This window comes from Streptomyces sp. 4N124 (genome assembly GCF_052245395.1).
Lineage (GTDB): Bacteria > Actinomycetota > Actinomycetes > Streptomycetales > Streptomycetaceae > Streptomyces.
Genome location: NZ_JBQQBS010000002.1, coordinates 98,248 through 122,436, shown reverse-complemented (window position 1 = coordinate 122,436; position 24,189 = coordinate 98,248). Strand labels below are relative to the sequence as shown.

The following is a 24,189-nucleotide window of genomic DNA, read 5'->3' as shown; positions in this document are numbered from 1 at the left end:
CCGTCTGCTCAGAACGCTTCGCTGTTGCAGCCCATGTCCGAACCGAGGTCGGTGGGCTGCGCACCCGGGTTCCCCTCGCCGTTGAGCGCGTTGCCCAGCGCGCCGTTGATGGCGCCGATGCTGCCGAGGATGTCGATGTTCATGTCGTGCGAGCGACATTCGATGCTCTGGTTGACGTCGAAGTCGTTGCCCGGCCCGTGTGCGACGGCGGGGCTGACGCCGAAGGAGCCGACACCGCCGAGGACGGCGCCCACGAGAGCGGCCTTCTGAAGCTTGCGCATTTCTTCTCCGTTGAACGAGCGGATGAACTGAACGAGCGGAATGACGAACTGCGGTGAGGCGATCAGCCGAGTCGGGGCAGACCCAACTGACCCACGGGCGGGGCCGCGACCTGACCGAGGCCGAGCCCGGGCACCTGCGGTGTGCCGCCGGTCGGCGCGATCAGCGGGTTGATGAGCGGGTTCACCTCAGGGTTGAACTGCGGGTTCACCTGCGGCGCGACGCGAGGCGCGGGCTCCGGCTCGAAGACCTGGGGTACGTCGAGCTGCGGGGCGACCTTGGGAGTGACCTGCGGCGCCGTCTGCGGGGAGACCTGCGGCACGACCTCCGGCTGCTGGGCGGGGGCGTGTTGCGAGCCGTGCGGCGAGCTGGAGGCCTGCGCGTTGCCGGTCGACGTGGCAACGGCGGAGGCCTGACCGCTGTGCTGCGGGGCCGGGGCAGGCGCCGGAGGCGCGTACTGGGGCGCCGGCTGGGCGTAGGACTGCGGACCGCTGACCTCCGCCGTGCCCTGCGAACGGGCCACCGCCGTGGCCTGCGGAGGCGGCGCCTGGTACTGCGGGGCGGGCGGCGCGTAGTACTGCGGCGGCGGCGCCTGGTACTGGGGGGCGGGTGCCGGTGCGTAGTACTGCGGCGGCGGCGCCTGATATTGGGGCGCGGGCGCTGGTGCGTAGTACTGAGGTGCCGGGTAGTACGGGGGAGGAGGCGCCGCGCTGACACCGCCGTACCCGGGAGAGTCGGCATGGCTGACGCCGGCGCCGATGGCGGACAGACCGCCGGCCGTTGCTACGACGAGCGCGGCCTTGTGAAGCTTGCGCATGGAACCCCTCGGCCCTTCATTACCTGTACAGGGAAAATCCGTTGTATTCAGTGCAGTCTTGCGTGCGCTCAGTCTGATGTTCGTGCTGCGCCCTAACAGGGGTAACTCCTGGGCTGTCATATGGACTTCACGCTGGAGCCGACAGCGGATCCCAATGGCCCTCTCTGATTCATGATCGCTGCCCTCTCTCAGCTGGCAACGAAATATCCCCCGGCCTGGTCACGGGGTGAGAAACGCCGTCACTCATTTGCCATCGGTCGGATTATCGGTTCTGTTTTTTGGTCGCAGCAAATGGGTGACCACACCCCGACTCACGTGACTGACGCCGCACTTGGCTCGTTCCAGCAACAGCCGCACTGGTCATCAGCAATGCAATACGTTCCGTGCACAGGTCAATGAAGGGCCGAGGTTCCATGCGCAAGCTTCAGCAGGTCGCGCTCGTCGTCGCAGCAGCCGGAGGTCTGTCCACCGTCGGTGCCGGCCCCAGCTACTCCGCCCCTGTGGCGTACAACGGTGCTCCGCCGCCCGTTTCGCAGCAGGACGCCCAGGCCACCTCGATGACCTCCGCCCAGGCCACGTCGCAGAACTCCGGCTCGTCGGCCCCGCGGCGGATGGCGCTCCCGACGCGAGGCGCCGATGTCAGCCCGCAGGTCAACCCCCAGTTCAACCCGAAGCTCAGCCCGAACATCTCCCCGCAGGCCGCCCCGCACACGGGCCCGGGGCAGGGTGAGGTCGGCCAGACCAACCTCTTCCGCCCGTCCCAGGAGTGCAGCCCGCAGTCCCTGCTCAACGCGGCTGTCCCGGTCGCCGTACTCGCCGCCGCCGAGAACCGCGGCATCGACTGCGGTCAGACCAACAGCCAGGCGAACTCCCTCGCCCACGCCCGCGCCACCACCACGCGCTAGGGCGGCACGGACGGCCGTCCGCCTGAGCAGACCGAACGTCAGCTGATCGACCCGCAACGGGCCCTTCGAGGATCGACCTCGTCAAGGGCCCGTTCGTATCTGATGCGGCGTCAGGGTGCTTCCGCCACGCGATCACGAAACCCGGCGCGTCGCCGGGCATCTTGGGATACTTCGTATTAATCTCCCGTAACTGTACGAAGTCGATCTTTCACAGATCGCACCCACACCTCACTCCACCGGAGATGACATGCACAAGCTTCGCAAGGCCGCCGTCGTGGTCGTCGCCCTCGGCAGCGTCGGGATCCTGGGCGCCGGCACCGCCAGCGCCAACGGTCAAGACGGTCACGGCGGCAAGGACGGGGGCAAGTTCAGCGTCCTGCAGAGCTCCAACTGCAAGTCGCACGACCTGAACCTGGACGTTCTCGGCCAGGTCGGCGTGCTCAACGGCCTGCTGGGCAACGCGCTCAACGGCGAGGGCAACGCCGGTGGTCAGGACACCCACCTGGGCTCGTCCATGGGCTGCAACAACAGCGCGTTCTAATCGCGCGACGGTCGCAGAGGCGGCCGACAGCCGGAAAGCAGGCCCCGGCACCGAGCCTCAGACTCGGTGCCGGGGCCTTTTTATGCACACCGATATTGCTATTTATTATTGAGTAAAAGGAATTCCCTGGCATCGGCCAAGGCGGTGAGAATTCCCTGAATTCGGCGTGCCGCAGAGTGCTCCGAAATTCTTCCTATTACCCTCTGTAACCGTACGAAGCCGATCTGTTACAGATCGCACCACTTCGCTCCATCGGAGATGAACATGCACAAGCTCCGCAAGGCCGCCGTCCTGGTCGCCGCTCTCGGCAGCGTCGGGCTCCTGGGTGCCGGTACCGCCCACGCCGACGGCGGCCCGGGCGGCTGGAGTTCGGGCGATCGGGGCCACCACGGCAGCCACCACGAAGGCCGCAAGAGCAGCCCGACCCTCAACGTCGCGCAGAGCACGACCTGCAAGTCGCACGACGCCAACGTCAGCGTCCTCGGCCAGGTCGGCATCCTCGACGGTGCGGCCGGCAACCTGCTGAACGGTGAGGGCAACCCGGGCGCGCAGGAGACCGGCCTGGGCTCGTCCATGGGCTGCAACAACACCTTCGGTGGCAAGTAAGGGCAGTAGGGATTGATCCCTTCCCCTGAAAAATGCCGGACCGGGAGAAATCCCGGTCCGGCATTTTTCGATCGCGCCTCAGAAATCGAACTTAGGCAGCTTGAACCCCTTGGGCAGCGCCGCATTGTTGGAGCATTCCACGACCGGCCCGACCCTCGTGGTGCCGGTGTTCCCGATCCCGTGCTGGGGGAACACCAGGCGCGGCCGCTCGACCGTCGAGCAGTCGTGCCTCTGCTGGACGACACTGCCGTCCTTGCCCTTGTGGACGGTCTCGCTCTTGCGAACACACGTGATGTCACCCTGGGCGGAGGTCTTGCAATCATTCGAGGGCACTGCGGCGTACACCTGCCCGGCGCCGCCGTAGATCACGGCGAGAGTTCCGACGAGCCCCGAGATGGTTGCGATCTTCTGTCGACCGATCATGTGCTGCGTTCCTTTGCGGATCCGAAATGCCAGAGCCATCGCCCGGCGCGATAACAGCCGCGTCCGGCGATGGCATTGCTGCAGCCCGGGCGCGCACCCTGGTGGGTCTGCCGCGCGTCCGGGCTGCCTTCACATCGTGTGATGTGCATAAAGTGTTCCGATGGAATTCGATGCGCCTGCCGTGACGCTCCGAGGCGATATGCCTGCGAAACGGCCTGGGGGACTCAATGTGGCGCGGAATGTGGAGCCATCTGTCCCGCCGCTGTCACGACGACAATCGCAGTGCCCTGAAATTCGCGCATCGAACCCTCGGCTCTTCTTTACTTGGCGATGTAGGGAGCGGAGTACTCGCCGAAGCCCTCCGGCGCGGCGTACTGGGGAGCGTACGGAGCGGCCTGCGGAGCGGCCTGCGGAGCAGGCTGGGGAGCGGCCTGGGGAGCGGCCTCCGGCGCGGCAGCCCGGTGCGGAGCGGAGTGCTTTCCGTACGGAGCGCCCCACGTGGCCACGGCGTTGGCCTGCGAGGTCGCCACCGCGGTGATGTCCGGTCCGTCCGAGCCGCCCTCGTGGGCGGAGGCCGTGCCGGCGCCGGCACCGAAGGCGGACAGCCCTGCGACCGCTGCGGCTACGACCGCAACGCGCTGAAACTTGCGCATTGAATTGACCCTTTCTTTCCGGGGCGTGAAGCCCTGGCTTGACTACTTAGTGTGAGCATATACACGCGAACCGTAGCAATTTGGGATCTATTGCCCTTCTGTGTGTCGTGTCGGCTCATGCCGAGGCGCCCCTTTCGTCCGCCTATTGCCCTGGACTTGGAGAGGGGTGAGAGAGCCGGTGTTGTTGTGGCAACGACGGTTCCCCGAGGGGGAGTCACGGGCTGTGGGGCGCGGTCACCCGTTTGCCGAAACAGCGGATGGCCGGACCAGGTCGCCCTGGTCCGGCCATCCGCCGCTGGTGAGTTGAGAAAGCTGACGGGGCGTCAGCCGCCCAGCAGGCGTTGCAGCGCCGTGCGGTTGTCGCTGCTGGTGTCGACGGCCGGCGCCTCGGGCGTCGGGCCGGCACAGGTGATGTGCGGCCCGATCCGTGTCTGCCCGTTGTTCAGCAGGCCGGGAGCGGGCAGGGTCAGGGGCTCCGTCGGCTGGCAGTTCACGCTCCGGCGGACGGTGAACCCGTCGCCCTCGGGCGTCTGGCCCACGATCCGCTGGGTGCAGACGATGTTGCCCTCGGCGTCGAGTGCGCAGACGCCCGGGCCTCCTGCCGCGTATGCCTGGGTGACGCCGACGAAGGTCATGGCGAGGCCGCCGAGAAGCCCCGAGACGGCCGCGATCTTCTTTCCGTTGAACATGTGTTGCGTCTCCTTGGTGAGGGGTGCCCCGGGCGTCGTGCGCCGTGAACCGGCCGCGCCGGGTCCTGGGATGTCGGAGAGGCGGACCCCGGCGTCCGGCCGATGTCCGGGACGCTGGGGTCCAATTCGCTTACGAAGTGAAGGGCCGGCCTGCTGAAGGCGCTGGTGCTTCGGGGCCCGTGAGGGCGTCGCGCACGACTGCGCCGCCGACCTCAGTCAGTGAAGGCGTTGTTGAACTGGCCGCAGGTGGTGTCGAAGGTCTCGGCGAGACCGAGCAGGCCGATCGGGAGGTCGCCCTCGGCCACCGTCTGCGGGCTGCACTCCTGGTACGGCCGGTAGAGGTCGGTGACGGACACCTGCGCCCGGGTGGGGGCCTGCTTGTGGGACACGTGCGGCCGGTCGGACTTGTGGCCGTGGCCGCCACCGTCGGCGTAGGCGGCAGTGGCACCCGCACCGGCACCGACGGCGGTCAGGCTGCCGGCTGCCGCCGCGACGATCATGACCTGCTGAAGCTTGCGCATGGAACCCTCGGTCTTTCACTACATGTACGTCGAGGCTGATTGCCTACTGTGACTGAACGAACACTAGCAGTAGCGATCTACGCTATTCCACACCGGTGATATCCCGTGTCCCGACGGGGACATGAGGTATGCGAGGGATCTTGTGCTGTGGCGGCGTCGGCTCAATACGGCCTGACGCGGGCTTAATTGACGAAGGTCTGAAGATCGGCCTGCCGGGATCGCGGCAATTCAATCCGTGAACTCGTCCGCGCTGCGGAGGAGTTCACGGATTGACGGCATGGTGGCGTTAATCCTTTCAGCTGCGTCCACTGCCTTCGTCAAGGTTGGGCGGCGATCTCGTCGCACATCCACTTGGGATCAGAGGCTCGTGAACAGGTTCTGGGGACCAGACCCAGAGCCGCGGGTCGTTGTACGCATCTTTCCGGGAGCGCGAACCGCGCCGATTGAACACCTGGTAACCGGTGTACTTCGGGTTGCGCAGGATTTCGTACACCGTCGACAGCGGTCGAGATCCGAGTTGAGGCGCCGGAAGATGGCGCCGTAGCCAAGCTTCTCCTCGGCTTCCCCGCTCGAAGCGGTAGTCGTCTCACCTCGGACCGGCGACCGAGCCCGAGCTCCCTGAAGAGGTGAAGAATGCGGTTGTTCCACGGCCGGGCCATGCGATGTCGTCAACGGCGAGAAACGGCTCGCCGGCCACGGTCGCGGGGGTTGCCCCGGTGAACGCCATGACGTCCCGATGCAGGTGGGACTGGTCGGCGTAGCCAGTGTCGGCCGCGACTTTAGCCGCGCCTTCACCCGCGACCAGGCGGTGGGCGGCATGGTCGAAGCGGACCAGCTTCACTGCGCGCTTGGGCGGCAGGCCGAGCTGCGACCGGAACCGGGACCACAGCCGCTTACGGCTCCACCCGACCTCGGCCGCGAGTCCGTCGACCCGGGTCAGGCCACGGCTGACGACGATCCGGTGCCAGGCCCAGGCCACCTCCGGGTCCACCGGCGGCCCCGCCTCATGCCGGCGGGCGAGCAGTGCGTCTGCCAACGCGAAGCGATCCTGCCAGGACAAGACATCCCCGAGTTGCTCGCGGATCCGGGACGCCTCCTGGCCCCACAGGTCGCCCAGCGACACGACGGCGCCGTCGAGGTCGGCGGGTGAGACACCCACAATCGCGCGTGCGATCACCGGGGACAGGCGCACCTGCACGCACTCGACGTTCTCTCCCCGCGCCCGGACCGCGCCTCCGGACCCGAGCCCGGGCCCAGCGACGATGCTTCCCCGCTGCTGCCGCCCGGGGGCACAGTCAAGGACGGGCGAGCCGGCGCCGAACTCCAGGAGCAGCGTCACGGCCGGGTGCGGGACCATCCGGAGCGCGTCCAGTTCACGGGACGGAGTGAGGAGTGCTCGGAGCCCTCGTCCGGTCACCGTCACCGCGGCAGCTTGGCTGTGCGCTCGGGATGGGCGGCTTTGATGTAGCGCATGGCCGTCTGGGCGGTGATGCCGAACAGCCGCATCAGGTGCAGCGGATCGGCCTTGTCGAACGCCTCGTCCAAGATGCCACCCACGAGCCCATCGCAAGACCGTCACTTACACGCTGAAGTGGTCGGCCTGGAGAAGACGCCACCAAGCCGCAGCCCGGCACTGCCACCACCGAAAACGCAGCTCAGGACCCGAACCGATGCTGGAGTACTGAAGGGGAACAAAGTGATAACAGCAGGCAACTGGAAGGAGGCTGGTGAGGTCTAGTCCGCCATGAAGATCTCTTTCCTGATTCACAACGCCTACGGCATCGGAGGCACGATCACCACGACCTTCAACCTGGCCCAGGCGCTGGCCGCGCGGCACGATGTGGAGGTCGTCTCGGTGTTGCGGCATAGGGAACGTCCGAACTTCGCCCTGGACCCTAGGGTTTCCTTAAGGCCGCTGGTGGACTTGCGGGAGGCAAAGGAACATCCACTTCACCTGAGACCCGCGAGAGTGTTCCCGGCCGCCGAGTACCGCTACCGGCAGTACAGCGAGTTGACCGATCAGCGGATCGGTGAGTGGCTGACGGCGACCGACGCCGACGTGGTCATCGGCACTCGACCGGGGCTCAACGTACATCTCGCGTTGCAGGCCCCGCGCCATGTCGTCCGCGTCGGGCAGGAGCACCTCACGCTCGACAACCACTCACCGTGGCTGCGCACCACGTTGCGCCGGGCCTACCGCCGGCTCGATGTGCTCACCACGGTCACGGAGGCGGACGCTGCCGCGTACCGGCGCAAGATGCGGTTGCCGGGCGTCACAGTGGAGGTGCTTCCCAACAGCGTTCCCGATCCGGTGCTGCCTGCCGCGGACGGCACCGCGAAAGTGGTGGTCGCCGCCGGGCGGCTGGTTCCGGTGAAGCGTTACGACCTGCTCGTCGAGGCGTTCGCCCGGGTCGCCGCCGAGCACCCGGACTGGCAGCTGCGGATTTACGGCAAGGGGGAGGAGCAGGCCCGGCTGCGGCAGCTCATCCAGAGCCTGGGCTTGTGCGACAACGTCTTTCTGATGGGTGCGGCCGCACCCATGGAGGCGGAGTGGGTCAAGGGCTCGATCGGCGCGGCCGCGTCCAACTTCGAGCCGTTCGGCATGACCCTCGTCGAGGCGATGCGCTGCGGACTGCCCGTGGTGAGCACCGACTGCCCGCACGGCCCCGGCGAGATCATCAAGGACGGGGTCGACGGCCGGCTGGTGCCGGTCGGGGACCGCGACGCGCTGGGCGACGCTCTGCTGGAACTCGTCGGCGCCGACGAGCGGCGCCGACGGATGGGCCGTACGGCCATGGAGAACGCGCGACGCTTCGCCCCGGCCCCCGTCGTGGAGCAGGCCGAGCGCCTGATCGGCGAGGCGATATCGGCGAGAAGGGTCGGGCGGCCGGTCGCACCGGAACCCGGCCGGATACATCGCGCCCTGATCAGCCGGGGCTTCGCCGCGCGCGACGCCGCCCATGCCGCGGCCGGCAGTGCGCTGCGCACGGTACGGAGGGGACGGCGATGAACAGGGAACCGGGCACGACACAGGACGCGCAGCTCCGTGCCGACTGCACGGCCGACGTGGATGGCCGAATTACCTTTCACCTTCCACTACTTGAGGAAACCGACTCCCAGTCGGCCCAGTTGCTGCTGCGGCTGCGCCCCAAGAAGGGACAGCCCGAGGAAACCCTTCGCGTCCTCGATGTCGAAGCGGTGGACAACGGCGGCCGGGTCGCCGTCCTGGAGTCGCAGCCCCCTCTCGCCGAGGGACGGTGGGACGTGTACCTGCTCCCCGAACCGGGAGCGCCGCGACAGCGGCTCCGCCCCCGTCTGCGGGACCTGCGAGCCCTCGTCGACGGACATACCCGTGACTGGCCGTCGCCGGTGGCGGTGCGGGTTCCGTACACCACCAAGGATGGCTATCTCGCGGTACGGGCCTGGCTGCGCACCGCCCATGCCGAGGTCGAGGGCATCGACGTGACGGACCGGTCGATGACGGTCAGGGGGCGGCTGCATGGCGCCACGCTCTCCGCGGGAGCCGTCGTACGTCTGCGTGCCAGGGGTCCCAAGGGCGCTGTACGGACCCGGGAACCACAGGCCGAGAGCGCCGGCCGGCGCTTCTCCTTCACCGTGGACTACGAAGAGTTGGTCGCCGCCGACGCCATCGGAACCCGTGTCTGGGACATCAGCGTTCAGGCTCGACCTGCCGGGGGATCCCCTCCCATCCGTGTCGGTCGCCTGCTTGACGACGTGGCGGACCGCAAGGAGATCTTCGTGTATCCGTCGGCCGCGGTCGGCGGTGTCGCCGTGCGTCCTTACTACACGGTCGACAACGACCTCTCCGTGGAGGTGACAGCCGCCGAGTGACCGCGGCCAAGGAACTGCTGTTCCGCCTCGCGCTCATCCACCCCGAGATCGCCATCGTCTGGGCCGACTCCGCATACGCCGGGCGTCCGCCGGACGCGAAGGGCTTCGTCGTCCTGCCTCGCAGGTGGGTTGTTGAGCGGTCGTGGTCGTGGATCATGCGGGCCCGTCGTCACTGCCGGGACCACGAACGACTTCCCGAGGTGAGCGAGTCGTTGATCACGTGGGCTGCCATACGTTGATGACGAGGCGCCTCACCCGCCGCAGGGCCCAGCCCGCCGCACGGCGCGACATCACCCCGTACTACCTGGCGCAGGCAGCCTGACCGGCACAGTTCCGGAGGCCCTAGGTCAGTGGCCCGTACTCATACGGGAGGTGTCAGTTCGGCAGGCGGGGGTCAGGTGCGGCGTAGCGCGTCCAGATGGTCATGGGCGGGGGAACGGCCGCGCTCTGTGTAGCGCTCGGCGAAATCCGTCAGGACATGCCGCAGGATCGCCGGGGTGCCGGGAACGGCGAGGGCGCTGTCGGCCGCGGCAAAGCAGGCGCGGGCGGCCTTGGCGAGGTCCTGGTTGTCGAGGCCGGTGCGGGCCGCCCGCAGCCAGACGTCGTGGGAGGGGACGGGCCGCTGCGAGTCCGGGCAGAGTGGCTCGGTTGCCGCGTAGGCGGCATCGGCCGCCACCGTGTCGTTCAGGAGCGTCGCGGCCAGCACAGTCGGCACGACCCAGTCGTCGCCGTTCTGCGCGTCGGTCATCCGCAACTCCAGCCAGCCGCGCGGTCTGACCGGCGGGAACAGAGTGCTGAGGTGGTGGTCCAGGTCGGCCAGGGTCGGCGGCCGCAGTTCGGGTACGCCCCGCAGCCAGGCGCCGAAGGTCAAGCCGGAGGGCGCGGACCAGTCCCCGTTGAGGTCGCCCGGTATGCACATCACCTGCGCGTCGAGCGCATAGCGGGTCCAGGCCACACGTGGGTCGGAGTGGTAGCGGGGCGGGCGGGTACGACCGGCATCCATCCGGGACCAGATGTCCTGCCGGCTGGACAGCCACCCGGTGGGCCACCCGTCCTGTATCGGGGAGTTGGCGAAGGCGGCGACGAGCACGGGACCGATACGGTGGGCGAGTTCCCAGCGGGAGCGGTAGCCGCCGAGGCCGCGGGATTCCTCGCCGGAGTCCAGGTTGATCTGTACGGATGCGGTGCGGCGCATCATGTCGCGGCCCCACGGGCCCGCGCGGTCGAAGAAGCTCTCCATGGCCCGGTAGCGGGGGTGGTCGAGCACGCGAGGCGGTTCACGATAGGGGTCGAGGCCCCGGCCGACGAGTGCCAGACCGGCCTGCTCGACTGCCGTGCGCAGTACGGCGAGATCTGCGGCCATCATCTCGACGCACGCGCCGAGCGAGAGGGCCGGCGGGGAACTCAGCTCCAGCTGGCCGCCCGGCTCACGGGCGAGCCTGCTGCCCCCGGGCAGGGCGCCTGCGACCTCGATCGGCGCGAGGGCGGCGTTCAGCCGGTCGGCGGATATCGGCAGCCCAGGGTTGCGGCGGTCCTGGACCAGCCACTCCGTCTCCACACCGATCCGCTCAGGGGGGCCGGTTTTGAAACACACGTCGAACACATACGCTTCCGCCTCTTCCAGGGTCAGTTCGGTCATTTCTGTCCTCCTCTCGCACAATCTGGTGCGGGTCAGGTGGGCCGTCAGTTGGTGCGATCGCCCCCACGTCCTCGAACGGCTCCTCGTAGAACCACACCGCGTCCGGGATCTTCTCGGGGGTGACGAGGCTGTAGTTAGGACGCCTCGCCCTTGTACGGGCAGTAGGTGTGGGAGTCCGTTCGCTCCAGAAGCGCCTGGTCGACATCGGCCAGGGGGATGTATTGAACGGCCGGACAGCCGGCCTCGGTTTCAGCGTGACGGCAGAGGTCGTCCCGGCCGGCGGTCGGCGTCGTGCCCCGGTTCGGTCTCCGGCCGCACACGGACGGGCAGCCGGAGATCTTCGCGGTGGCGGTGGTCGCCGCGTCGTTCAAACAGCGAGGCGACCGCCGTCGGCCACGATCACCTGGCCGGTGACGAAGCTCGCGCGCTCGCTCGCCACGAACGCGATGACCTCGGCGAGTTCCTCGGGCGTGGCGTTGCGCTTGAGCGGGTTGACCTCGGACCACGCCGTGAACTGGTCGGCGCCGATGAAGTCCACCACGTTGTCGCTGTTCACGTTCCCAGGAGCCACCGCGTTGACGCGTATGCCGTACCGGCCCCACTCCGCAGCCCAACTGCGGGTGAAGGATTCGACGGCCGCCTTCTGCGCTCCATACGTCGCCATGTGCGGCATGGCGATGACGGCGGCGATACTGCTGATGTTGACGATGTTGCCGCCGCCCCGCTCGATCATCCCCCGGACGAGTCGTGTGCTGAGGACGAAGGTGGCGCGCACGTTGGTGTCCCACGACTCCGCGTTCGCTTCGCTGTCCTGGTCGAGGGTCGGCTTGATGCTGGCCCTGTAGCTTGCCGCGTTGTTGACCAGCACGTCGATTTCACCCGCCTCCTTGGCCAACCGCTCGACGTCGGCGAGATCACTCAGATCAGCGAGGATGAACCGGGCCTTTCCTCCGCCGGCGGTGATGTCGTCCACCACCTCGGCCCCGCGCTCAACGTTGCGGCCGGTGATCACCACCGACGCTCCGTCGCGTGCGAACGCGTACGCCGTCGCGGCGCCGATACCTCCTCGCGACCCCGCACCCGTAATCAGAACGCTCTTGCCCTCGAAATCCATTGTGTGCTCCTCGAAAAGAAAAGATGTCTGACGGCGCGCGCCGAGAGCGGGCGGCAGCTTTCCGGCCCTGGTGGCTGCGCCGGGCGTGCACCACGGTAGGAGGCGCCAGCCATAGAGGCAAATAGTGGCAACATATACTCTGCATTGACATCTCCTATGTCATGTCGAAGGTTGGATTTCGAATGAACCTGCGCCAATACGAATACGCCCTGGCCGTTGCCGAGGAGGGCTCCATGACAGCGGCAGCAGAACGTCTGGGGGTCACTCAGCCCTCTCTGTCGCAGCAGATCGGCGCCTTGGAGAAGCACCTCGGGGTGCAGTTGTTCACCCGTACCCCGAGCGGGGTGACGGTGACGGTGGCAGGGCGGGCTTTCCTCGCGGAGGCGGAGATCGCGACGACCGCGTCCCGGCGTGCCATCATGGCCGCCCGCGCCGCCGACGGGGAACTGGCAGGCGAACTCATCATGGCTGTCCACATGGGCCTGGGAGCACGCCAGTTGCCCCAGGTATTGGGGCAGCTGCGCAATCGCCACCCGAAGCTGCAGGTGACTCTCCATGAGGAGCCCGATCCCGCGGACATGGAACGACTGGTCCGCCAGGGAACCCTCGACATGATCCTCGTGCACCGCTTCCCCGCCGGGTGCACCTTCGACACTCACCATCTGGGCGAGGAAGCCTACGTCGCCGTCCTGCCGAAGGGGCACCCGCTTCTCTCGGACGGCGCCGCCCTGCGCCTGGAGGACCTGGCGTCAGAGGGATGGATCCGGTTCCGGCACGCCAGCCTGCTCGACGACCACCTCGCCCGCCTGCTCGCCGACGCGAGCCTCAGCCCGCACACGGTGGCCCGAGCGTCACAGATCTCCACCGCGGTGCGGCTCGTGGCGCAGGGCTTGGGTGTCACCGTGGTCCCGGCCTCGGCCATCCCCGAAGGCTTCGAAGAACTGGCCTGCCCGCTACTGCCCTCCCTGACCGAGCCCGTCCTCGTCGGCGTGCGGCGCAATCCGGGTTCGGCGGAGGCGGCCATGCTCGACCATCTCAGCCAGCAGAACTGGTGCGGTACAAACCTCCTCTTCCAGCCCACAGCTGATTGAGCGTTCACTTATGGCAGTGAGCTTGTCGCCGCTGGACGGCTCAAAAGACTTGGCCACCCGGAGCACGTGACGGTCACAACCGCGCCGCATCCACGTCTCAAGGTCAATCGCGCGAGAACCGGCCTTGCGGGGCTCCTCGGCGGCCCTCGGCGAGGCTCACCGCCCGTGCGGCGACCAGCCCGCGGGACCTGGACCGTAGCCGAAACTACGGACTCACGGGCCCTGCGGGCTGGTCCTCTACTTTCGTCGAGCCCCCTGTCGGACTCGAACCGACGACCTGATCATTACAAGTGACCCGCTCTGGCCATCTGAGCTAAGGAGGCAGCGCGTGCAACGATGCCGCACGCGAAGGCGGCACCACTGTACACAGAGCGCGTTTCTCCGAGCCACGAGGTTCGTGACGTGTAGCCGGGTCAGGACGCTGCGTGACAAGAAAGCGCGGCTCCGCCCGCTTCTCGTAGTCCGTGTTCACGAACGCCCAGCGGATCGTGCTGTCCCGGTCGATGACGTACGTCGCGGGGAGCGGAAGGGTGCGGGCGTGGCCCGCGTTCACGGGCCGGGGCGGATCCGCGGGAGCTGAGGCGTACGGTCGGGGCGGGGATCGCCGCGATCGGGGGCCGCTCGACGACCGGTGACGACTGAGCGGCCCTGGTGAAGCTGGCTGCAGTTCGGCAGCGCCCCGAAGGGGCGCGGGGAACTGCGCGACCAGCCACAACGGGCCTGCGGACGATCGACGGCCTATCGCTGCACTTCCAGCGGAGCTCAGACCGTGCCCAGCCTCGTCAAGGCCTCGTCCGTCAGCCTGTACACCGTCCACTCGTCCTGGGGGCGGGCGCCCAGGGACTCGTAGAAGTCGATCGCGGGGCGGTTCCAGTTGAGGACGGACCACTCCAGGCGGCCGTAGCCGCGGGTCACGCACAGGCGGGCCAGTTCGGTGAGCAGGGCCTTGCCGTGGCCGGCGCCGCGGGCGGTGGGGCGGACGTAGAGGTCTTCCAGGTAGATGCCGTGGACGCCGCGCCAGGTGGAGAAGTTGAGGAACCAGAGCGCGAAGCCCACCGGGTCGCCGGTCGTGTCGTCGGTGGCGATGTGGGCGTAAGAGGCCGGGCGGTCGCCGAACAGGGCGCCGTGCAGCTGCTCCTCGGTGGCCTTGGCCTCGTGCGGGGCCTTCTCGTACTCGGCGAGTTCGCGGATCAGGGTGTGGATGACGGGGATGTCGGCGGGGGTTGCGGGGCGAATCATGGGGCGAGGTTAGCCAGGGTGGTTCCGCAGGCGCCTGGCGATTTCCAACTGGCGTTCCTCCAGCGGGCGTTCGTCCTCGATGTCCCAGAGGGCGTTCTGGAGGAGCCTGCCCAGCGTCCAGGCACGCGCGCGTGACCGGTCCAGGCCGAGTACGTCCGTCATCGCGTCGAAGCGCCAGACGATGTCGGTGGCGTCGAAGCGGTTGTCGAGGGCGGGCCACAGTTCGAAGCCGGGGTCGCCGGAGAGCGGTTTGGGGTCGATGGCGAGCCAGGGGGCGCGGTCGGAGGCGAGGACGTTCTCGTCGTGGAGGTCCCAGTGGAGGAGGCGGTCGCCGGGCTCGTTCACGACCTCGCGTACGGCGGAAGCGCAGTCGGCGACCAGGTGGCGGGCCTCCGGGTCGGGGATCTGCTGGAGCGCCCAGGGAGTCTGGTGCAGCATGGCCTCGGCGATGTCGCCGAGCCGGCGCATGCCGTGCGGTGCCGGGACGGACGTCAGGTGGGCCAGCAGACGGGCGATGATCAGCACGGCCTCGCGGGTGTCGCCGAGGTGCGACAGCATGCGGTTCTCGTCGAGGCGTTCGAGGAGCATCGTGCCGGTGGCCGGGGCGTGGTCGAGGAGCCGGACCGCCCCGTCGCCGTCCCATATGCGCAGCGCGACCGGCTCGCCCTCGCTCTCCTCGTCGAGGAGTTGCAGCTTCAGGACGGCCGCCGTGCCGTCCGCGCGGACCACGGGCACGACCAGGGCCGCGACTCCGTGCATCGGCCGTCCGTCGACCGTCAGCTGCCAGCGGTCCAGGAAGTCGGCCGTCAGGTCCGGGAGTCCGGCGATGAAGGCGCGGCCCGCTTCCCCGTTGTACATCTGCTGTGACGCGGCGAGCTCCTGCGGAATGTCGATCACCTTGTGACCGTACTGGCGTGGGGGAATCGGCTCACGCGAATTAATGTCCTCGCCATGAGCAGCTCGGCAAGCGGTGCCACAAACGGCGGTATCTCCTTCTGGTACGCGGACGACGGACTCCCGGCGGTGCGGGAGCCGCTCGCCGGTGACGCGTCGGCGGATGTCGTGATCGTCGGCGGCGGTTATACGGGACTGTGGACGGCGTACTACTTGAAGAAGGCGGCGCCGTTCCTCCGTATCACCGTCCTGGAGCAGAAGTTCTGCGGGTACGGGGCCTCGGGGCGGAACGGCGGGTGGTTGTACAACGGGCTCGCTGGGCGCGACCGGTACGCGAAACTGCACGGGCACGAAGCCGCCGTACGACTGCAGCGGGCCATGAACGACACCGTGAGCGAGGTCGTCGAGGTCGCCGCGGCGGAAGGGATCGACGCGGACGTTCATCGCGGCGGGGTCCTCGAAGTCGCCCTCGGGCCCGCCCAGTTGGCGCGGCTGAAGGTCTTCCATGAGCGCGAGCTGTCGTACGGCGAGAAGGACCGCGAGCTGTACGGCGCCCGCGAGACCGCCGAGCGGATCCGGGTGATGGATGCCGTCGGGTCGAGCTGGACGCCTCATGGGGCGCGGGTGCATCCGGTGAAGCTGGTGAAGGGGCTGGCGGCGGCCGTCGAGGCGCTCGGGGTGAGCGTGTACGAGCGGACGCCGGTGACGGAGATCCGGCCGAAGCACGCGGTGACGCCGTACGGGACAGTCCGGGCGCCGTATGTGCTGCGCTGCACCGAGGGGTTCACGGCCGGGCTCAAGGGTCAGAAGCGGACCTGGCTGCCGATGAATTCGTCGATGATCGCGACCGCGCCGCTCACCGACGAGCAGTGGGAGTCGGTCGGCTGGGACGGGCGCGAGACGCTGGGCGACATGGCGCACGCCTATATGTACGCGCAGCGCACCGCCGACGGGCGGATCGCGCTGGGCGGGCGTGGAGTGCCGTACCGGTTCGGGTCGCGGACCGACAACGACGGGCGAACGCAGGAGGCGACGATCGAGGCGCTGCGGGACGTCCTCGTGCGGTTCTTTCCGTCGCTGGCCGGAGTGCGGATCGAGCATGCCTGGTCGGGGGTGCTGGGGGTGCCGCGTGACTGGTGCGCCGGCGTCACGCTCGACCGGTCGACGGGGATCGGCTGGGCGGGCGGTTACGTCGGCTCGGGCGTCGCCACCGCGAATCTCGCTGCGCGGACGTTGCGGGACCTGGTGCAGCAGGACTCCGGGCAGGGTGGGCGGACCGAGCTCACCGATCTGCCGTGGGTGGGGCACAAGGTGCGCAAGTGGGAGCCGGAGCCGTTGCGTTGGCTGGGGGTGCAGGGGATGTACGCGACGTATCGGGCGGCGGATCGGCGGGAGGCGGCGATGCGGAGTGGGGAGACGTCGCGGCTGGCGCGGTGGGCGGATCGGGTTGCGGGGCGGTGAGCGTGCGGAGGGCTGGGGCGGGTGGGTCGCGCGGTCCGGCGCTGACGGGGTGCCGCCTGCGCCCACCCGTGCCGCCCTAGGCGGCACGAATGCCCGCAGCTTGGCGGGAGTGGGGCGGCACGCATGCCCGCAGCTTGGCAGAGGGGCGAGCGGGGCGGGGAAGGGCTCCGCGGTCCGAGGGAGCCCCTCCCCGCGTCCTCAGGCCACCGATTCCGGTACCGGCGCCTGCGTCGGGGCGCCGTGTTTCGGGGCCTTCGCCGTCACCATCAAGGCCGCGACCAGGCCTGCCAGCAGCATGATGCCGGCGGCCCACCAGATGGCGACTGTGTAGCCGTGGACGACGCCCTCCCGTACCACCAGGTCCCGCTGGGAGGGGTCGGTGAGGTGGGCGGTGACATAGGCCGCGCCGCTCGTCGTCGCGATCGTGTTCAGCAGCGCCGTACCGATCGAACCGCCCACCACCTGCTGCGAGGTGTTGACGGTCGCCGAGGTCACCCCGGAGTCCTGCGGGGCGACGCCCGCGGTCGCCGTGGCGAACACCGGCATGAAGGTCAGGCCCATGCCGAGGCCCATCAGGAGCAGTGCGGGCAGGATCTCGGTGGTGTAGGAGGAATTCACCGTCATCTGCGTGAGGATCACCATGCCGCCCGCCGCCAGCACCATGCCGGGGGCCATCAGCATGCGTGGCGGTACGTGGTCCAGCAGCCGGGCCGAGATCTGGGTGGAGCCGACGATGATCGCGGCGGTCAGCGGCAGGAAGGCCAGGCCGGTCTTGACGGGCGAGTAGCCGAGGATGGCTTGGAGGTAGTACGTCATGAACAGGAACAGGCCGAACATGCCGATGACGGCGAGCGCCATGGTCAGGAAGCAGCCCGCGCGGTTGCGGTCCTTGATGATGTGCAGCGGCAGCAGCGGCATGGGCGCCCGGTTCTGCCACCACACGAAGGCGGCCAGGAGTACGACACCTGCCGCGAACAGCGTCAGCACCAGAGCGTCCGTCCAGCCGCGCGGCTGGGCCTCGCTGAAGCCGTAGACGATCGCGACCAGGCCGCCGCAGCCCAGCAGGACACCGGGCACGTCGAGGCGGGCGCCCGCGTGGCCGGGCCGGTCGTGCAGCAGTGCGAGCGCGCCGAAGACGGCGGCGACGGCGATGGGCACGTTGACGTACAGGCACCAGCGCCAGTCCAGGTACTCGGTCAGCAGCCCGCCGACGATGAAGCCGATCGCCGAGCCGCTGCCCGCGAGAGCGCCGTAGATCCCGAAGGCCTTCGACCGCTCCTTCGGGTCGGTGAAGGTGGTGGTGAGCAGGGAGAGCGCGGACGGGGCGAGTACGGCGGCGAAGGCGCCCTGCAGCGCACGGGCGCCGAACAGCATGCCCGCGGTGGTGGCGGCCCCGCCGATCGCGGAGGCGGCGGCGAAGCCGACGAGCCCGATCACGAAGGTGCGCTTGCGGCCCACCAGGTCGGCGATCCGGCCGCCGAGCAGCAGCAGACCGCCGAAGGCCAGCGTGTAGGCGGTGATCACCCACTGCCGGTTGCCGTCCGTCATGCCGAGGTCGCTCTGCGCGGAAGGGAGCGCGATGTTCACGATGGTCGCGTCCAGGACGACCATCAGCTGAGCGAGGGCGATCACCACCAGGCCCCACCAGCGGCGGGGGTCGGTGCCCGTGGGTTCACCTGTCCGGGTGACACTCACCGGGCCAGAAGACCATGAATCGGTTCGTGTCGCATCTTGAGGATCTTCTTGAGGATCTTTGTGGCGGGCCTTCCTGTTCATGGCTCCAGTACGACCTTTCCGGTGGTTCCGCGGTTCTCCAGCGCGCGGTGCGCGGCGGCGGCCTCGGCGAGCGGGAAGCGCTGTACGGCCGGGACGAGGCGGCCTTCGGCGGCCTCGGCGAGGGCGCGCAGTTCGAGGGTGTGTACGGGGTTGGGGCCGCCCGCCTTCCGCATCATCACGGGCCCGAGGACCTGCTCGGTCACGCCTTCGACGACGTACGGGCTGCCGTCGTGGATTCCCTTGCCGGACCAGCCGAAGACGATGTGCTGCCCGCCGGGCCCGAGCAGATCGACGGCCGCGCGGGCGACGTCGCCCCCGACTCCGTCGAAGACGACGGTGGCTCCCCGTCCGCCCAGGAAGGCGCGGACCTTGTCCGGCCAGGCGGGGTCCTTGTAGTCGGCGGCGAGGTCGGCGCCGTTCGCCTGCACGCGGGCGACCTTCTCCGGGCCGCCCGCGAGGCCGATCACGGTGGCGCCGGCATTCCGGGCGTACTGCACGAGCAGGGTGCCGATGCCGCCGGCCGCCGCCGGGATCACGGCCACCGAGTCGGGGCCCAGCTCGGTGAACTGCAGGATCCCCATCGTCGTACGGCCCGTGCCGATCATGGCGACGGCCTGCGCGAAGTCCAGGCGCTCGGGGATCTCGTGGACGCGGTCGACGTCGGTGACGGCCAGCTCGGCGTAGCCGCCGGGCGCGAATCCGAGGTGGGCGACCACGCGCTTGCCGAGCCACAGCGCCGCGACACCCTCGCCGAGGGACTCGACGACTCCGGCGACCTCGCGGCCGGGGATGGTGGGGAGGGCCGGGGGCTCGGGCAGCGGGCCCTGCATGCCCTCGCGCAGAGCGGTGTCGAGGAGGTGGACTCCGGCCGCTTCCACGGCGATACGGACCTGGCCCGGGCCCGGCAGCGGGTCCGTGACCTCCTCGTAGGTGAGGTTCTCGGCCGGGCCGAAGGTGTGCAGGCGGATGGCGTGCATGGCGCGCTCCTCGTGTGATCGCTCGGTACGGCGATTCGATCGCTCGGTATGGCGCCCACTCTTCAACCTCAAGCTTGCTTGAGGTCAAGGGCGTTGCGGCGGCCGAGGGCCAGCGACACCGCCGTGAGCGCGCTGTTGAAGGAGACCTCGGACAGCACGCCCGGCGCGGCGACCTCGTCGCCCGCGAGATAGACGCCGGCCCCGCGGTCGACGGCCGGCCGGTCGCGCCAGCTGGTGCCGGGCAGGTCGACGGCGCCCGTACGGCCGTTCGCCACGGCTTCCCGGCGCCACGTGACGCGCTCGCGCCAGCCCTCGAATGCCATGTCGAGCAGCCGCTCGGCACGGGCGATGCCGTCGGCCCGGGACTCGTGCGGGGCGATCGGGATCTGGCCCTGGATGAGCTGCTCACCGGCCGGCGCCAGCGAACGGTCCTGCGCGGTGAACCGCTCCAGCCAGCCGGGGGAGTCGAGGTCGGACACGATGAAGGCGTCCCCGCGCCGGGTCCGCACCGCGAGGTCGATGAGCGCGGTACGCCCGCTCGTCCACGTCAGGGAGTCGTCCTTCAGCAGGCTGCGAGCGGAGTCGAGGGAGGTGGCGACGACGACGGGCGTGTCGGTGGGCAGGGTGTCGACCCGGGACAGGGTCTCCATCCGGACACCGAGGTTCCAGGCGCGGGCGGCCATCCGGTCGATGAGGGTGGCCCAGCCGCCACGCGGATAGTGCGCCTCCGGAGGCAGCTTCGTGGCACGTCGCAACCGCTCCTGCACGAAGGCCGCGGACAGGCCGCCGGGGTCGTGATGGAAGAGCGCGACGGCGGAGTGGTGCGCTGCGGCGCGGGCCCCCTCCTCGCCCGCCTCCCGCTCGGCCCATGTCATGAAGTCGACGTCGACGGGCGCCTGTTGGGCGCTGCGGCTGAGCAGCTTGAGCATGGCGAAGGGTGGGGTACGGCGCAGTGCGCCGTGGTGCTTCAGCCGCAGCCGGGCCGCCTCCAGGGGTGGGATCGGGGCGAGCGGCCCGATCAGGTCGCGCTGCCGGAGCCAGGCCCAGTGCGGGCCGCCGCTGTAGAGGGCGTGCGGGCCTTCGTTCGTCCGGTACGGCCCCTCAGCGGTCCGCGCCCGCCCGCCGAGGGTGTGATGCGCTTCGTGCACGGTGACCTTGGCGCCCGCCTCCGCGGCGGTGATGGCCGCGGTGAGTCCGGCGAAGCCGCCGCCGATGACGGTGATGCGGTGCATGGCTGGGGGTCTCCCTCTGGTTGGGCTCTGGTTGGGTCGCCTTTCTGGGAGTACGACGGTCGGAGGGGGCCGGAATGTGACATGGCACTGGTCGGAGGGGACTGGAATGTGACATAGCACTCTGCTTGGGGCGGGGTTTTCGCAGGTCAGGTGGATTGTCAGTGGCGGGGTGCAGCATGGGGGCGATACGGGCGTGGTACGGGCGGTCTGGTGCGGGAGTGACGGGAGGCAGGGCGTGGCGAAGAAGGCTGGGGTGGTGAAGGGGGCGCGGCGGCCGGAGGTGCGGTTGCCGGCGCTGGAGCCGTTCGAGGACGGGGAGTTGGAGCCGGACGGGGATTACGACGGGCTGGAGTTCCGGGAGGCCGACCTCGCCGGGCAGGACGGCGGGGGCGCCCGTTTCATGGACTGCGCGCTGACGGGCTGCGCGCTGGACGAGACGCGGCTGCACCACGCCCGCTTCCTCGACTCGGTCCTCACCGCCCCGCGCGGCGTCGGCACGAACCTCGCGGAGGCGACCCTGCGCGATGTCGAAGTAGTGGACGCCCGGCTCGGCGGTACCCAACTGCACGGCGCCGTCCTGGAACGCGTCGTCATCCGCGGCGGCAAGATCGACTACCTGAACCTGCGCGCCGCCCGCCTCAGAGACGTCGTCTTCGAGAACTGCGTCCTGGTCGAACCGGACTTCGGCGGCGCCCGCCTGGAGCGCGTGGAGTTCCCCGGCTGCGTCCTCAAGGAGGCCGACTTCACGTCAGTGACGATGACGGATGTCGACCTGAGGGAGGCGGCGGAACTGGGCATCGCACGGGGGATCGGCCGGCTGTCGGGGGCGGTGATCAGCACGGGTCAACTGCTGGATCTGGCGGGGGTGTTGGCGGGAGAATTGGGGATTCGGGTGGAGGGGTGACGCCCGCCCGTGCGCGGTGCCGCGCAAGGAGTTGTAGTCCCTCAAGCCATCCGCTCAGGCCATCCGCTCAAGCCGTCCGCTTACGGCTCGTCGTCTTCTTGGCCTGCGTCTTCTTCGCCGTGCTCTTCGCGGCCGTCGACTTCTTCGCGCCCTGCGCCGACTTGGCCGTCTTCTTCGCGGATGCTGTCTTCTTCGCGGTCGTCTTCTTGGCGGTCGTCGACTTCTTGCCGGCCGGCTGTTTGGGTGCGGCGCGGGCGGTCTTGCGGGACGGGAGGCGTTTGACCTGGGCGGGTTCCTCTTCCGCCGCCTCGCCGCGGGACTCCTTCGCCTCCCGGACGCTCTTCTCCAGGGCGGCCATCAGGTCCAGGACCTTGCCGCCCTTCTCGGGTTCGGGCGCCTCGGGCGGCGCCTCGCCGGCGGCCTTCGCGGCGATGACCTCCTCGACGGCCTCGCGGTACTCGTCGTGCAGATCATCGAGCTCGACCTCGCCGAGGGTGTCCATCAGGGCGTCCGCGAGGTCCAGCTCCTTGTCGCGGACCGTGACTCCCGTGTCCGGGGCGACGCCCTCGGGGGCGCGGACCTCGTCCGGCCACAGCAACCCGTGCATGGCGATCGCGTCGTCGACCACCCGCAGCATGCCCAGCCGCTCCCGCCCGCGCAGGGCGAATTTCGCGATGGCGACCTTGTTGCTCCGTTTGAGTGCCTCGCGCAGCAGTGTGTACGGCTTGGCGGCCGGGGCGCCGCTCGCCGCGAGGTAGTACGCGGCGTCCATCTGGAGCGGGTCGATCCGGTCGTTCGGCACGAACGCCACGATCTCGATCGTCTTGGCGGTGGGGAGCGGAAGGTGGGACAGGTCCTCGTCGGTGATCGGGATGAGCGAGCCGTCCGCGTCCTCGTACGCCTTGCCGATCTCCCCCTGCGTGACCTCGCGGTCCTCCAGTTCGCAGACCTTGCGGTAGCGGATACGGCCGCCGTCCTCCGTATGGATCTGGCGGAAGGAGATCGAGTGGCTCTCGGTGGCGTTCACCAGCTTGATCGGGATGCTGACCAGGCCGAACGAGATGGCGCCGTTCCAGATGGATCGCACGTGCAGCACCCCTCCGCACCCTTTTGTCACCGTTTACGGGAGATTCCCATCGTATGACGTCAGGACTGGTCCGGCCTGCCCTCGCCGTACAGCCACTCCTCCCAGACCGGCGTGAAGTCCTGATCCGGGGCCTGCCGCTCGACGTATGCCGTGAAGTCGTCGGTGTCCGCGTTGCCGTGGCGGTGGGTGGCGGCCCAACCCTGGATGATCTCGTAGAACGTGTCGTCGCCGACCGTCTCCCGGATCTTGTGGAGGACCATCGCGCCGCGTACGTAGACAGGGGGGTCGGAGATGTGCGCGGCGTCGGTCGGCTTGCCGGGCGGGAAGGCCCAGATCGCCTCGTTGTCCTCGGGGTCGTCGTAGTAGTCGCCGGCGTAGAGCTGGTCGAAGATCTCCTGGGCGGTCTCGCCGTCGTGGTCCTCCTGCCACAGCCACTCCGCGTAGGTCGCGAAGCCCTCGTTGAGCCACATGTCCCGCCAGGTCTTCGGGGAGACAGAGTCGCCGTACCACTGGTGGGCGAGTTCGTGGACGAGGAGTTCCGTGTCGGGGGCGCCGGGGAAGACGGGACGGTTCTGGGTCTCCAGGGCGTAGTCGATGTCGTCCTCGCGCTCGATGATCGCCCCGGTGGAGGAGAACGGGTACGGGCCGAAGTTGTCCTCGGCCCACTCCATGATCTCGGGGAGCTGCGCCAGCACCTCCCGGCTGGCCTTGGTCTGGCGGGGGTCCACGGCCGTGTACGCCGGCAGGTCGTCCGCGACGGTGGTGCGGCTGATGTCGTATCGGCCGACGGCGAGCGTGGCGGCGTGGCTCGGCATGGGCTCGGCGGAGTGCCAGGTGAAGGTCGTACGGCCGTCCCTGGTCGTCTCGTGGGTCAGCTCCCCGTTGGAGACGGCGTGCAGCCCCTTCGGCACGGTCGCTTCGATGTCGTACGCCGCCTTGTCGGACGGGTGGTGATTGCCGGGGAACCAGGCCATGGAGCCCGTCGGTTCGCCGAGGGCCAGGGCGCCGTCCTCGGTCGGCAGCCAGCCCTCCTCCGAGCCGTCCGGGTCGGTGATCGTCTCGGGGGTGCCGGAGTAGCGGACGGTGACGCGGAAGGTGTCCTGGTCGTCCAGGTCGTGGCGCGGACGGACGGTCAGTTCCTGGCCGGTGCGGTTCCAGCGGGCGCGCTCGGTGTCCACGGTGACGGATTCGATGTCCAGGCCCTCGAAATCGAGGTTGAACGCGGAGAGGTCCTGGGTGGCCGTCGCCGTGATCTCGGCGGTGCCGGTGAGGTGCTCCGTCTCGGGGGCGTAGTCGAGGGTCAGGCCGTAGTGCGTGACGTCGTAGCCGTCGTTGCCCGCCTTCGGGAAGTACGGGTCGCCGAGGCCCGAGCCGCCGGGGGTGCCGACGACTCCGCCGCCGCACGCGGTCAATGCGAGGGCGAGCAGGGCAAGTACGCAGGTCGGGACAACGGGTACGGATCGGGACACGTCAATGATCCTAGGCGGGC

The 24,189-nt window shown here is 69.2% G+C and carries 27 protein-coding genes, 1 tRNA gene and 2 pseudogenes; 9 read left to right on the top strand and 21 right to left on the bottom strand.

All coding sequences use genetic code 11. The features are described from left to right. Positions 1 to 8 precede the first annotated feature (8 nt). Together ACTWQO_RS02560 and ACTWQO_RS02555 are read right to left on the bottom strand one after the other, a co-directional pair. Positions 9 to 281: a hypothetical protein gene (locus ACTWQO_RS02560; protein ID WP_443235529.1), complete on the bottom strand. Its 273-nt coding sequence runs from the start codon at positions 279 to 281 to the stop codon at positions 9 to 11. A 62-nt stretch (positions 282 to 343) separates the two neighbouring features. Beyond that, positions 344 to 1,096, bottom strand: coding sequence for a hypothetical protein (locus ACTWQO_RS02555; protein ID WP_443235528.1), 753 nt, complete (start codon positions 1,094 to 1,096; stop codon positions 344 to 346). 413 nt (positions 1,097 to 1,509) lie between these two features. On the opposite strand from ACTWQO_RS02555, the gene ACTWQO_RS02550 reads away from it, so the two are divergent. The 3 genes from ACTWQO_RS02550 (at position 1,510) to ACTWQO_RS02540 (ending at position 3,148) form a co-directional block, all read left to right on the top strand. Beyond that, on the top strand, positions 1,510 to 2,001 hold the full coding sequence (locus tag ACTWQO_RS02550) for a hypothetical protein (RefSeq protein WP_362940602.1): 492 nt from the start codon (positions 1,510 to 1,512) through the stop codon (positions 1,999 to 2,001). A 247-nt stretch (positions 2,002 to 2,248) separates the two neighbouring features. After that, positions 2,249 to 2,542: a hypothetical protein gene (locus ACTWQO_RS02545; RefSeq protein ID WP_443235527.1), complete on the top strand. Its 294-nt coding sequence runs from the start codon at positions 2,249 to 2,251 to the stop codon at positions 2,540 to 2,542. 264 nt (positions 2,543 to 2,806) lie between these two features. Next, complete coding sequence (locus tag ACTWQO_RS02540; protein WP_443235526.1) at positions 2,807 to 3,148, top strand: hypothetical protein; 342 nt, start codon at positions 2,807 to 2,809, stop codon at positions 3,146 to 3,148. A 78-nt stretch (positions 3,149 to 3,226) separates the two neighbouring features. On the opposite strand, the gene ACTWQO_RS02535 is transcribed toward ACTWQO_RS02540, so the two are convergent. The 7 genes from ACTWQO_RS02535 to ACTWQO_RS02505 all read right to left on the bottom strand — a co-directional run bounded on the left by ACTWQO_RS02535 (position 3,227) and on the right by ACTWQO_RS02505 (position 6,991). Continuing rightward, positions 3,227 to 3,610 (bottom strand): hypothetical protein, encoded by a 384-nt coding sequence (locus tag ACTWQO_RS02535; RefSeq protein ID WP_443235525.1) that lies wholly within the window; start codon positions 3,608 to 3,610, stop codon positions 3,227 to 3,229. Positions 3,611 to 3,891: 281 nt separating this feature from the next. Then, positions 3,892 to 4,224, bottom strand: coding sequence for a hypothetical protein (locus ACTWQO_RS02530; protein WP_443235524.1), 333 nt, complete (start codon positions 4,222 to 4,224; stop codon positions 3,892 to 3,894). A 323-nt stretch (positions 4,225 to 4,547) separates the two neighbouring features. Then, positions 4,548 to 4,913 (bottom strand): hypothetical protein, encoded by a 366-nt coding sequence (locus ACTWQO_RS02525; protein WP_443235523.1) that lies wholly within the window; start codon positions 4,911 to 4,913, stop codon positions 4,548 to 4,550. Between the two features lie 212 nt (positions 4,914 to 5,125). Beyond that, positions 5,126 to 5,434, bottom strand: coding sequence for a hypothetical protein (locus tag ACTWQO_RS02520; RefSeq protein WP_155058054.1), 309 nt, complete (start codon positions 5,432 to 5,434; stop codon positions 5,126 to 5,128). A 295-nt stretch (positions 5,435 to 5,729) separates the two neighbouring features. Then, positions 5,730 to 5,927, bottom strand: coding sequence for a recombinase family protein (locus ACTWQO_RS02515; protein WP_443235522.1), 198 nt, complete (start codon positions 5,925 to 5,927; stop codon positions 5,730 to 5,732). 93 nt (positions 5,928 to 6,020) lie between these two features. Further along, positions 6,021 to 6,791 carry a helix-turn-helix domain-containing protein gene (locus tag ACTWQO_RS02510; RefSeq protein WP_443235747.1) on the bottom strand — a complete coding sequence of 257 codons (771 nt, stop codon included), beginning with the start codon at positions 6,789 to 6,791 and terminating at the stop codon, positions 6,021 to 6,023. Positions 6,792 to 6,853: 62 nt separating this feature from the next. Then, the gene (locus tag ACTWQO_RS02505) at positions 6,854 to 6,991 is read right to left on the bottom strand and encodes a hypothetical protein (protein WP_443235521.1); all 138 of its coding nucleotides are present in this window, start codon (positions 6,989 to 6,991) and stop codon (positions 6,854 to 6,856) included. A 187-nt stretch (positions 6,992 to 7,178) separates the two neighbouring features. On the opposite strand from ACTWQO_RS02505, the gene ACTWQO_RS02500 reads away from it, so the two are divergent. The 3 genes and pseudogenes from ACTWQO_RS02500 to ACTWQO_RS02490 all read left to right on the top strand — a co-directional run. Further along, positions 7,179 to 8,444: a glycosyltransferase family 4 protein gene (locus ACTWQO_RS02500; protein WP_443235520.1), complete on the top strand. Its 1,266-nt coding sequence runs from the start codon at positions 7,179 to 7,181 to the stop codon at positions 8,442 to 8,444. After that, positions 8,441 to 9,286, top strand: a complete 846-nt coding sequence (locus ACTWQO_RS02495; RefSeq protein ID WP_443235519.1) for a transferase — start codon at positions 8,441 to 8,443, stop codon at positions 9,284 to 9,286. Before ACTWQO_RS02500 ends, ACTWQO_RS02495 begins: the two co-directional genes overlap by 4 nt. Positions 9,287 to 9,291: 5 nt before the next feature. After that, positions 9,292 to 9,584, top strand: a pseudogene (locus tag ACTWQO_RS02490) (IS5-like element IS4811 family transposase); the annotation flags it as partial. Between the two features lie 96 nt (positions 9,585 to 9,680). Here ACTWQO_RS02490 and egtA read toward each other — a convergent pair. From egtA to ACTWQO_RS02475, 3 genes are all read right to left on the bottom strand, one after another. Further along, positions 9,681 to 10,925, bottom strand: a complete 1,245-nt coding sequence (gene egtA, locus ACTWQO_RS02485) for an ergothioneine biosynthesis glutamate--cysteine ligase EgtA (protein WP_443235518.1) — start codon at positions 10,923 to 10,925, stop codon at positions 9,681 to 9,683. Positions 10,926 to 11,059: 134 nt separating this feature from the next. Then, entirely contained in the window at positions 11,060 to 11,245 is a 186-nt protein-coding gene (locus tag ACTWQO_RS02480) for a DUF427 domain-containing protein (RefSeq protein WP_443235746.1), read from the bottom strand. A gap of 47 nt (positions 11,246 to 11,292) precedes the next feature. After that, positions 11,293 to 12,039: an SDR family NAD(P)-dependent oxidoreductase gene (locus ACTWQO_RS02475; RefSeq protein ID WP_443235517.1), complete on the bottom strand. Its 747-nt coding sequence runs from the start codon at positions 12,037 to 12,039 to the stop codon at positions 11,293 to 11,295. Between the two features lie 182 nt (positions 12,040 to 12,221). Here ACTWQO_RS02475 and ACTWQO_RS02470 point away from each other — a divergent pair, with 182 nt between their 5' ends. After that, positions 12,222 to 13,130 (top strand): LysR family transcriptional regulator, encoded by a 909-nt coding sequence (locus ACTWQO_RS02470; protein WP_443235516.1) that lies wholly within the window; start codon positions 12,222 to 12,224, stop codon positions 13,128 to 13,130. Between the two features lie 249 nt (positions 13,131 to 13,379). Here ACTWQO_RS02470 and ACTWQO_RS02465 read toward each other — a convergent pair. The 4 genes and pseudogenes from ACTWQO_RS02465 to ACTWQO_RS02450 form a co-directional block, all read right to left on the bottom strand. Next, positions 13,380 to 13,453: transfer RNA gene (locus ACTWQO_RS02465), tRNA-Thr, on the bottom strand. 116 nt (positions 13,454 to 13,569) lie between these two features. Continuing rightward, positions 13,570 to 13,683 (bottom strand): annotated as a pseudogene (locus ACTWQO_RS02460) (AhpC/TSA family protein); the annotation flags it as partial. 209 nt (positions 13,684 to 13,892) lie between these two features. Next, positions 13,893 to 14,369: a GNAT family N-acetyltransferase gene (locus ACTWQO_RS02455; protein WP_443235515.1), complete on the bottom strand. Its 477-nt coding sequence runs from the start codon at positions 14,367 to 14,369 to the stop codon at positions 13,893 to 13,895. A 9-nt stretch (positions 14,370 to 14,378) separates the two neighbouring features. Next, positions 14,379 to 15,227 carry an aminoglycoside phosphotransferase family protein gene (locus ACTWQO_RS02450; RefSeq protein WP_443235745.1) on the bottom strand — a complete coding sequence of 283 codons (849 nt, stop codon included), beginning with the start codon at positions 15,225 to 15,227 and terminating at the stop codon, positions 14,379 to 14,381. Positions 15,228 to 15,320: 93 nt separating this feature from the next. On the opposite strand from ACTWQO_RS02450, the gene ACTWQO_RS02445 reads away from it, so the two are divergent. Further along, the gene (locus ACTWQO_RS02445; protein ID WP_443235514.1) at positions 15,321 to 16,724 is read left to right on the top strand and encodes an NAD(P)/FAD-dependent oxidoreductase; all 1,404 of its coding nucleotides are present in this window, start codon (positions 15,321 to 15,323) and stop codon (positions 16,722 to 16,724) included. 198 nt (positions 16,725 to 16,922) lie between these two features. Here ACTWQO_RS02445 and ACTWQO_RS02440 read toward each other — a convergent pair whose 3' ends face one another. From ACTWQO_RS02440 to ACTWQO_RS02430, 3 genes are all read right to left on the bottom strand, one after another. After that, complete coding sequence (locus tag ACTWQO_RS02440; RefSeq protein WP_443235513.1) at positions 16,923 to 18,419, bottom strand: MFS transporter; 1,497 nt, start codon at positions 18,417 to 18,419, stop codon at positions 16,923 to 16,925. A gap of 77 nt (positions 18,420 to 18,496) precedes the next feature. Next, positions 18,497 to 19,477: a zinc-binding dehydrogenase gene (locus ACTWQO_RS02435; RefSeq protein ID WP_443235512.1), complete on the bottom strand. Its 981-nt coding sequence runs from the start codon at positions 19,475 to 19,477 to the stop codon at positions 18,497 to 18,499. A 68-nt stretch (positions 19,478 to 19,545) separates the two neighbouring features. After that, the gene (locus ACTWQO_RS02430; RefSeq protein ID WP_443235511.1) at positions 19,546 to 20,709 is read right to left on the bottom strand and encodes an NAD(P)-binding protein; all 1,164 of its coding nucleotides are present in this window, start codon (positions 20,707 to 20,709) and stop codon (positions 19,546 to 19,548) included. Positions 20,710 to 20,965: 256 nt separating this feature from the next. On the opposite strand from ACTWQO_RS02430, the gene ACTWQO_RS02425 reads away from it, so the two are divergent. Continuing rightward, the gene (locus tag ACTWQO_RS02425) at positions 20,966 to 21,613 is read left to right on the top strand and encodes a pentapeptide repeat-containing protein (RefSeq protein ID WP_443235744.1); all 648 of its coding nucleotides are present in this window, start codon (positions 20,966 to 20,968) and stop codon (positions 21,611 to 21,613) included. Between the two features lie 67 nt (positions 21,614 to 21,680). On the opposite strand, the gene ku is transcribed toward ACTWQO_RS02425, so the two are convergent. Together ku and ACTWQO_RS02415 are read right to left on the bottom strand one after the other, a co-directional pair. Further along, a complete protein-coding gene (gene ku / locus ACTWQO_RS02420) occupies positions 21,681 to 22,700 on the bottom strand; it encodes a non-homologous end joining protein Ku (RefSeq protein ID WP_443235510.1) in 1,020 nt (339 codons plus the stop codon). Positions 22,701 to 22,759: 59 nt separating this feature from the next. Further along, on the bottom strand, positions 22,760 to 24,169 hold the full coding sequence (locus tag ACTWQO_RS02415; RefSeq protein WP_443235509.1) for a M1 family metallopeptidase: 1,410 nt from the start codon (positions 24,167 to 24,169) through the stop codon (positions 22,760 to 22,762). Positions 24,170 to 24,189: the final 20 nt, after the last annotated feature.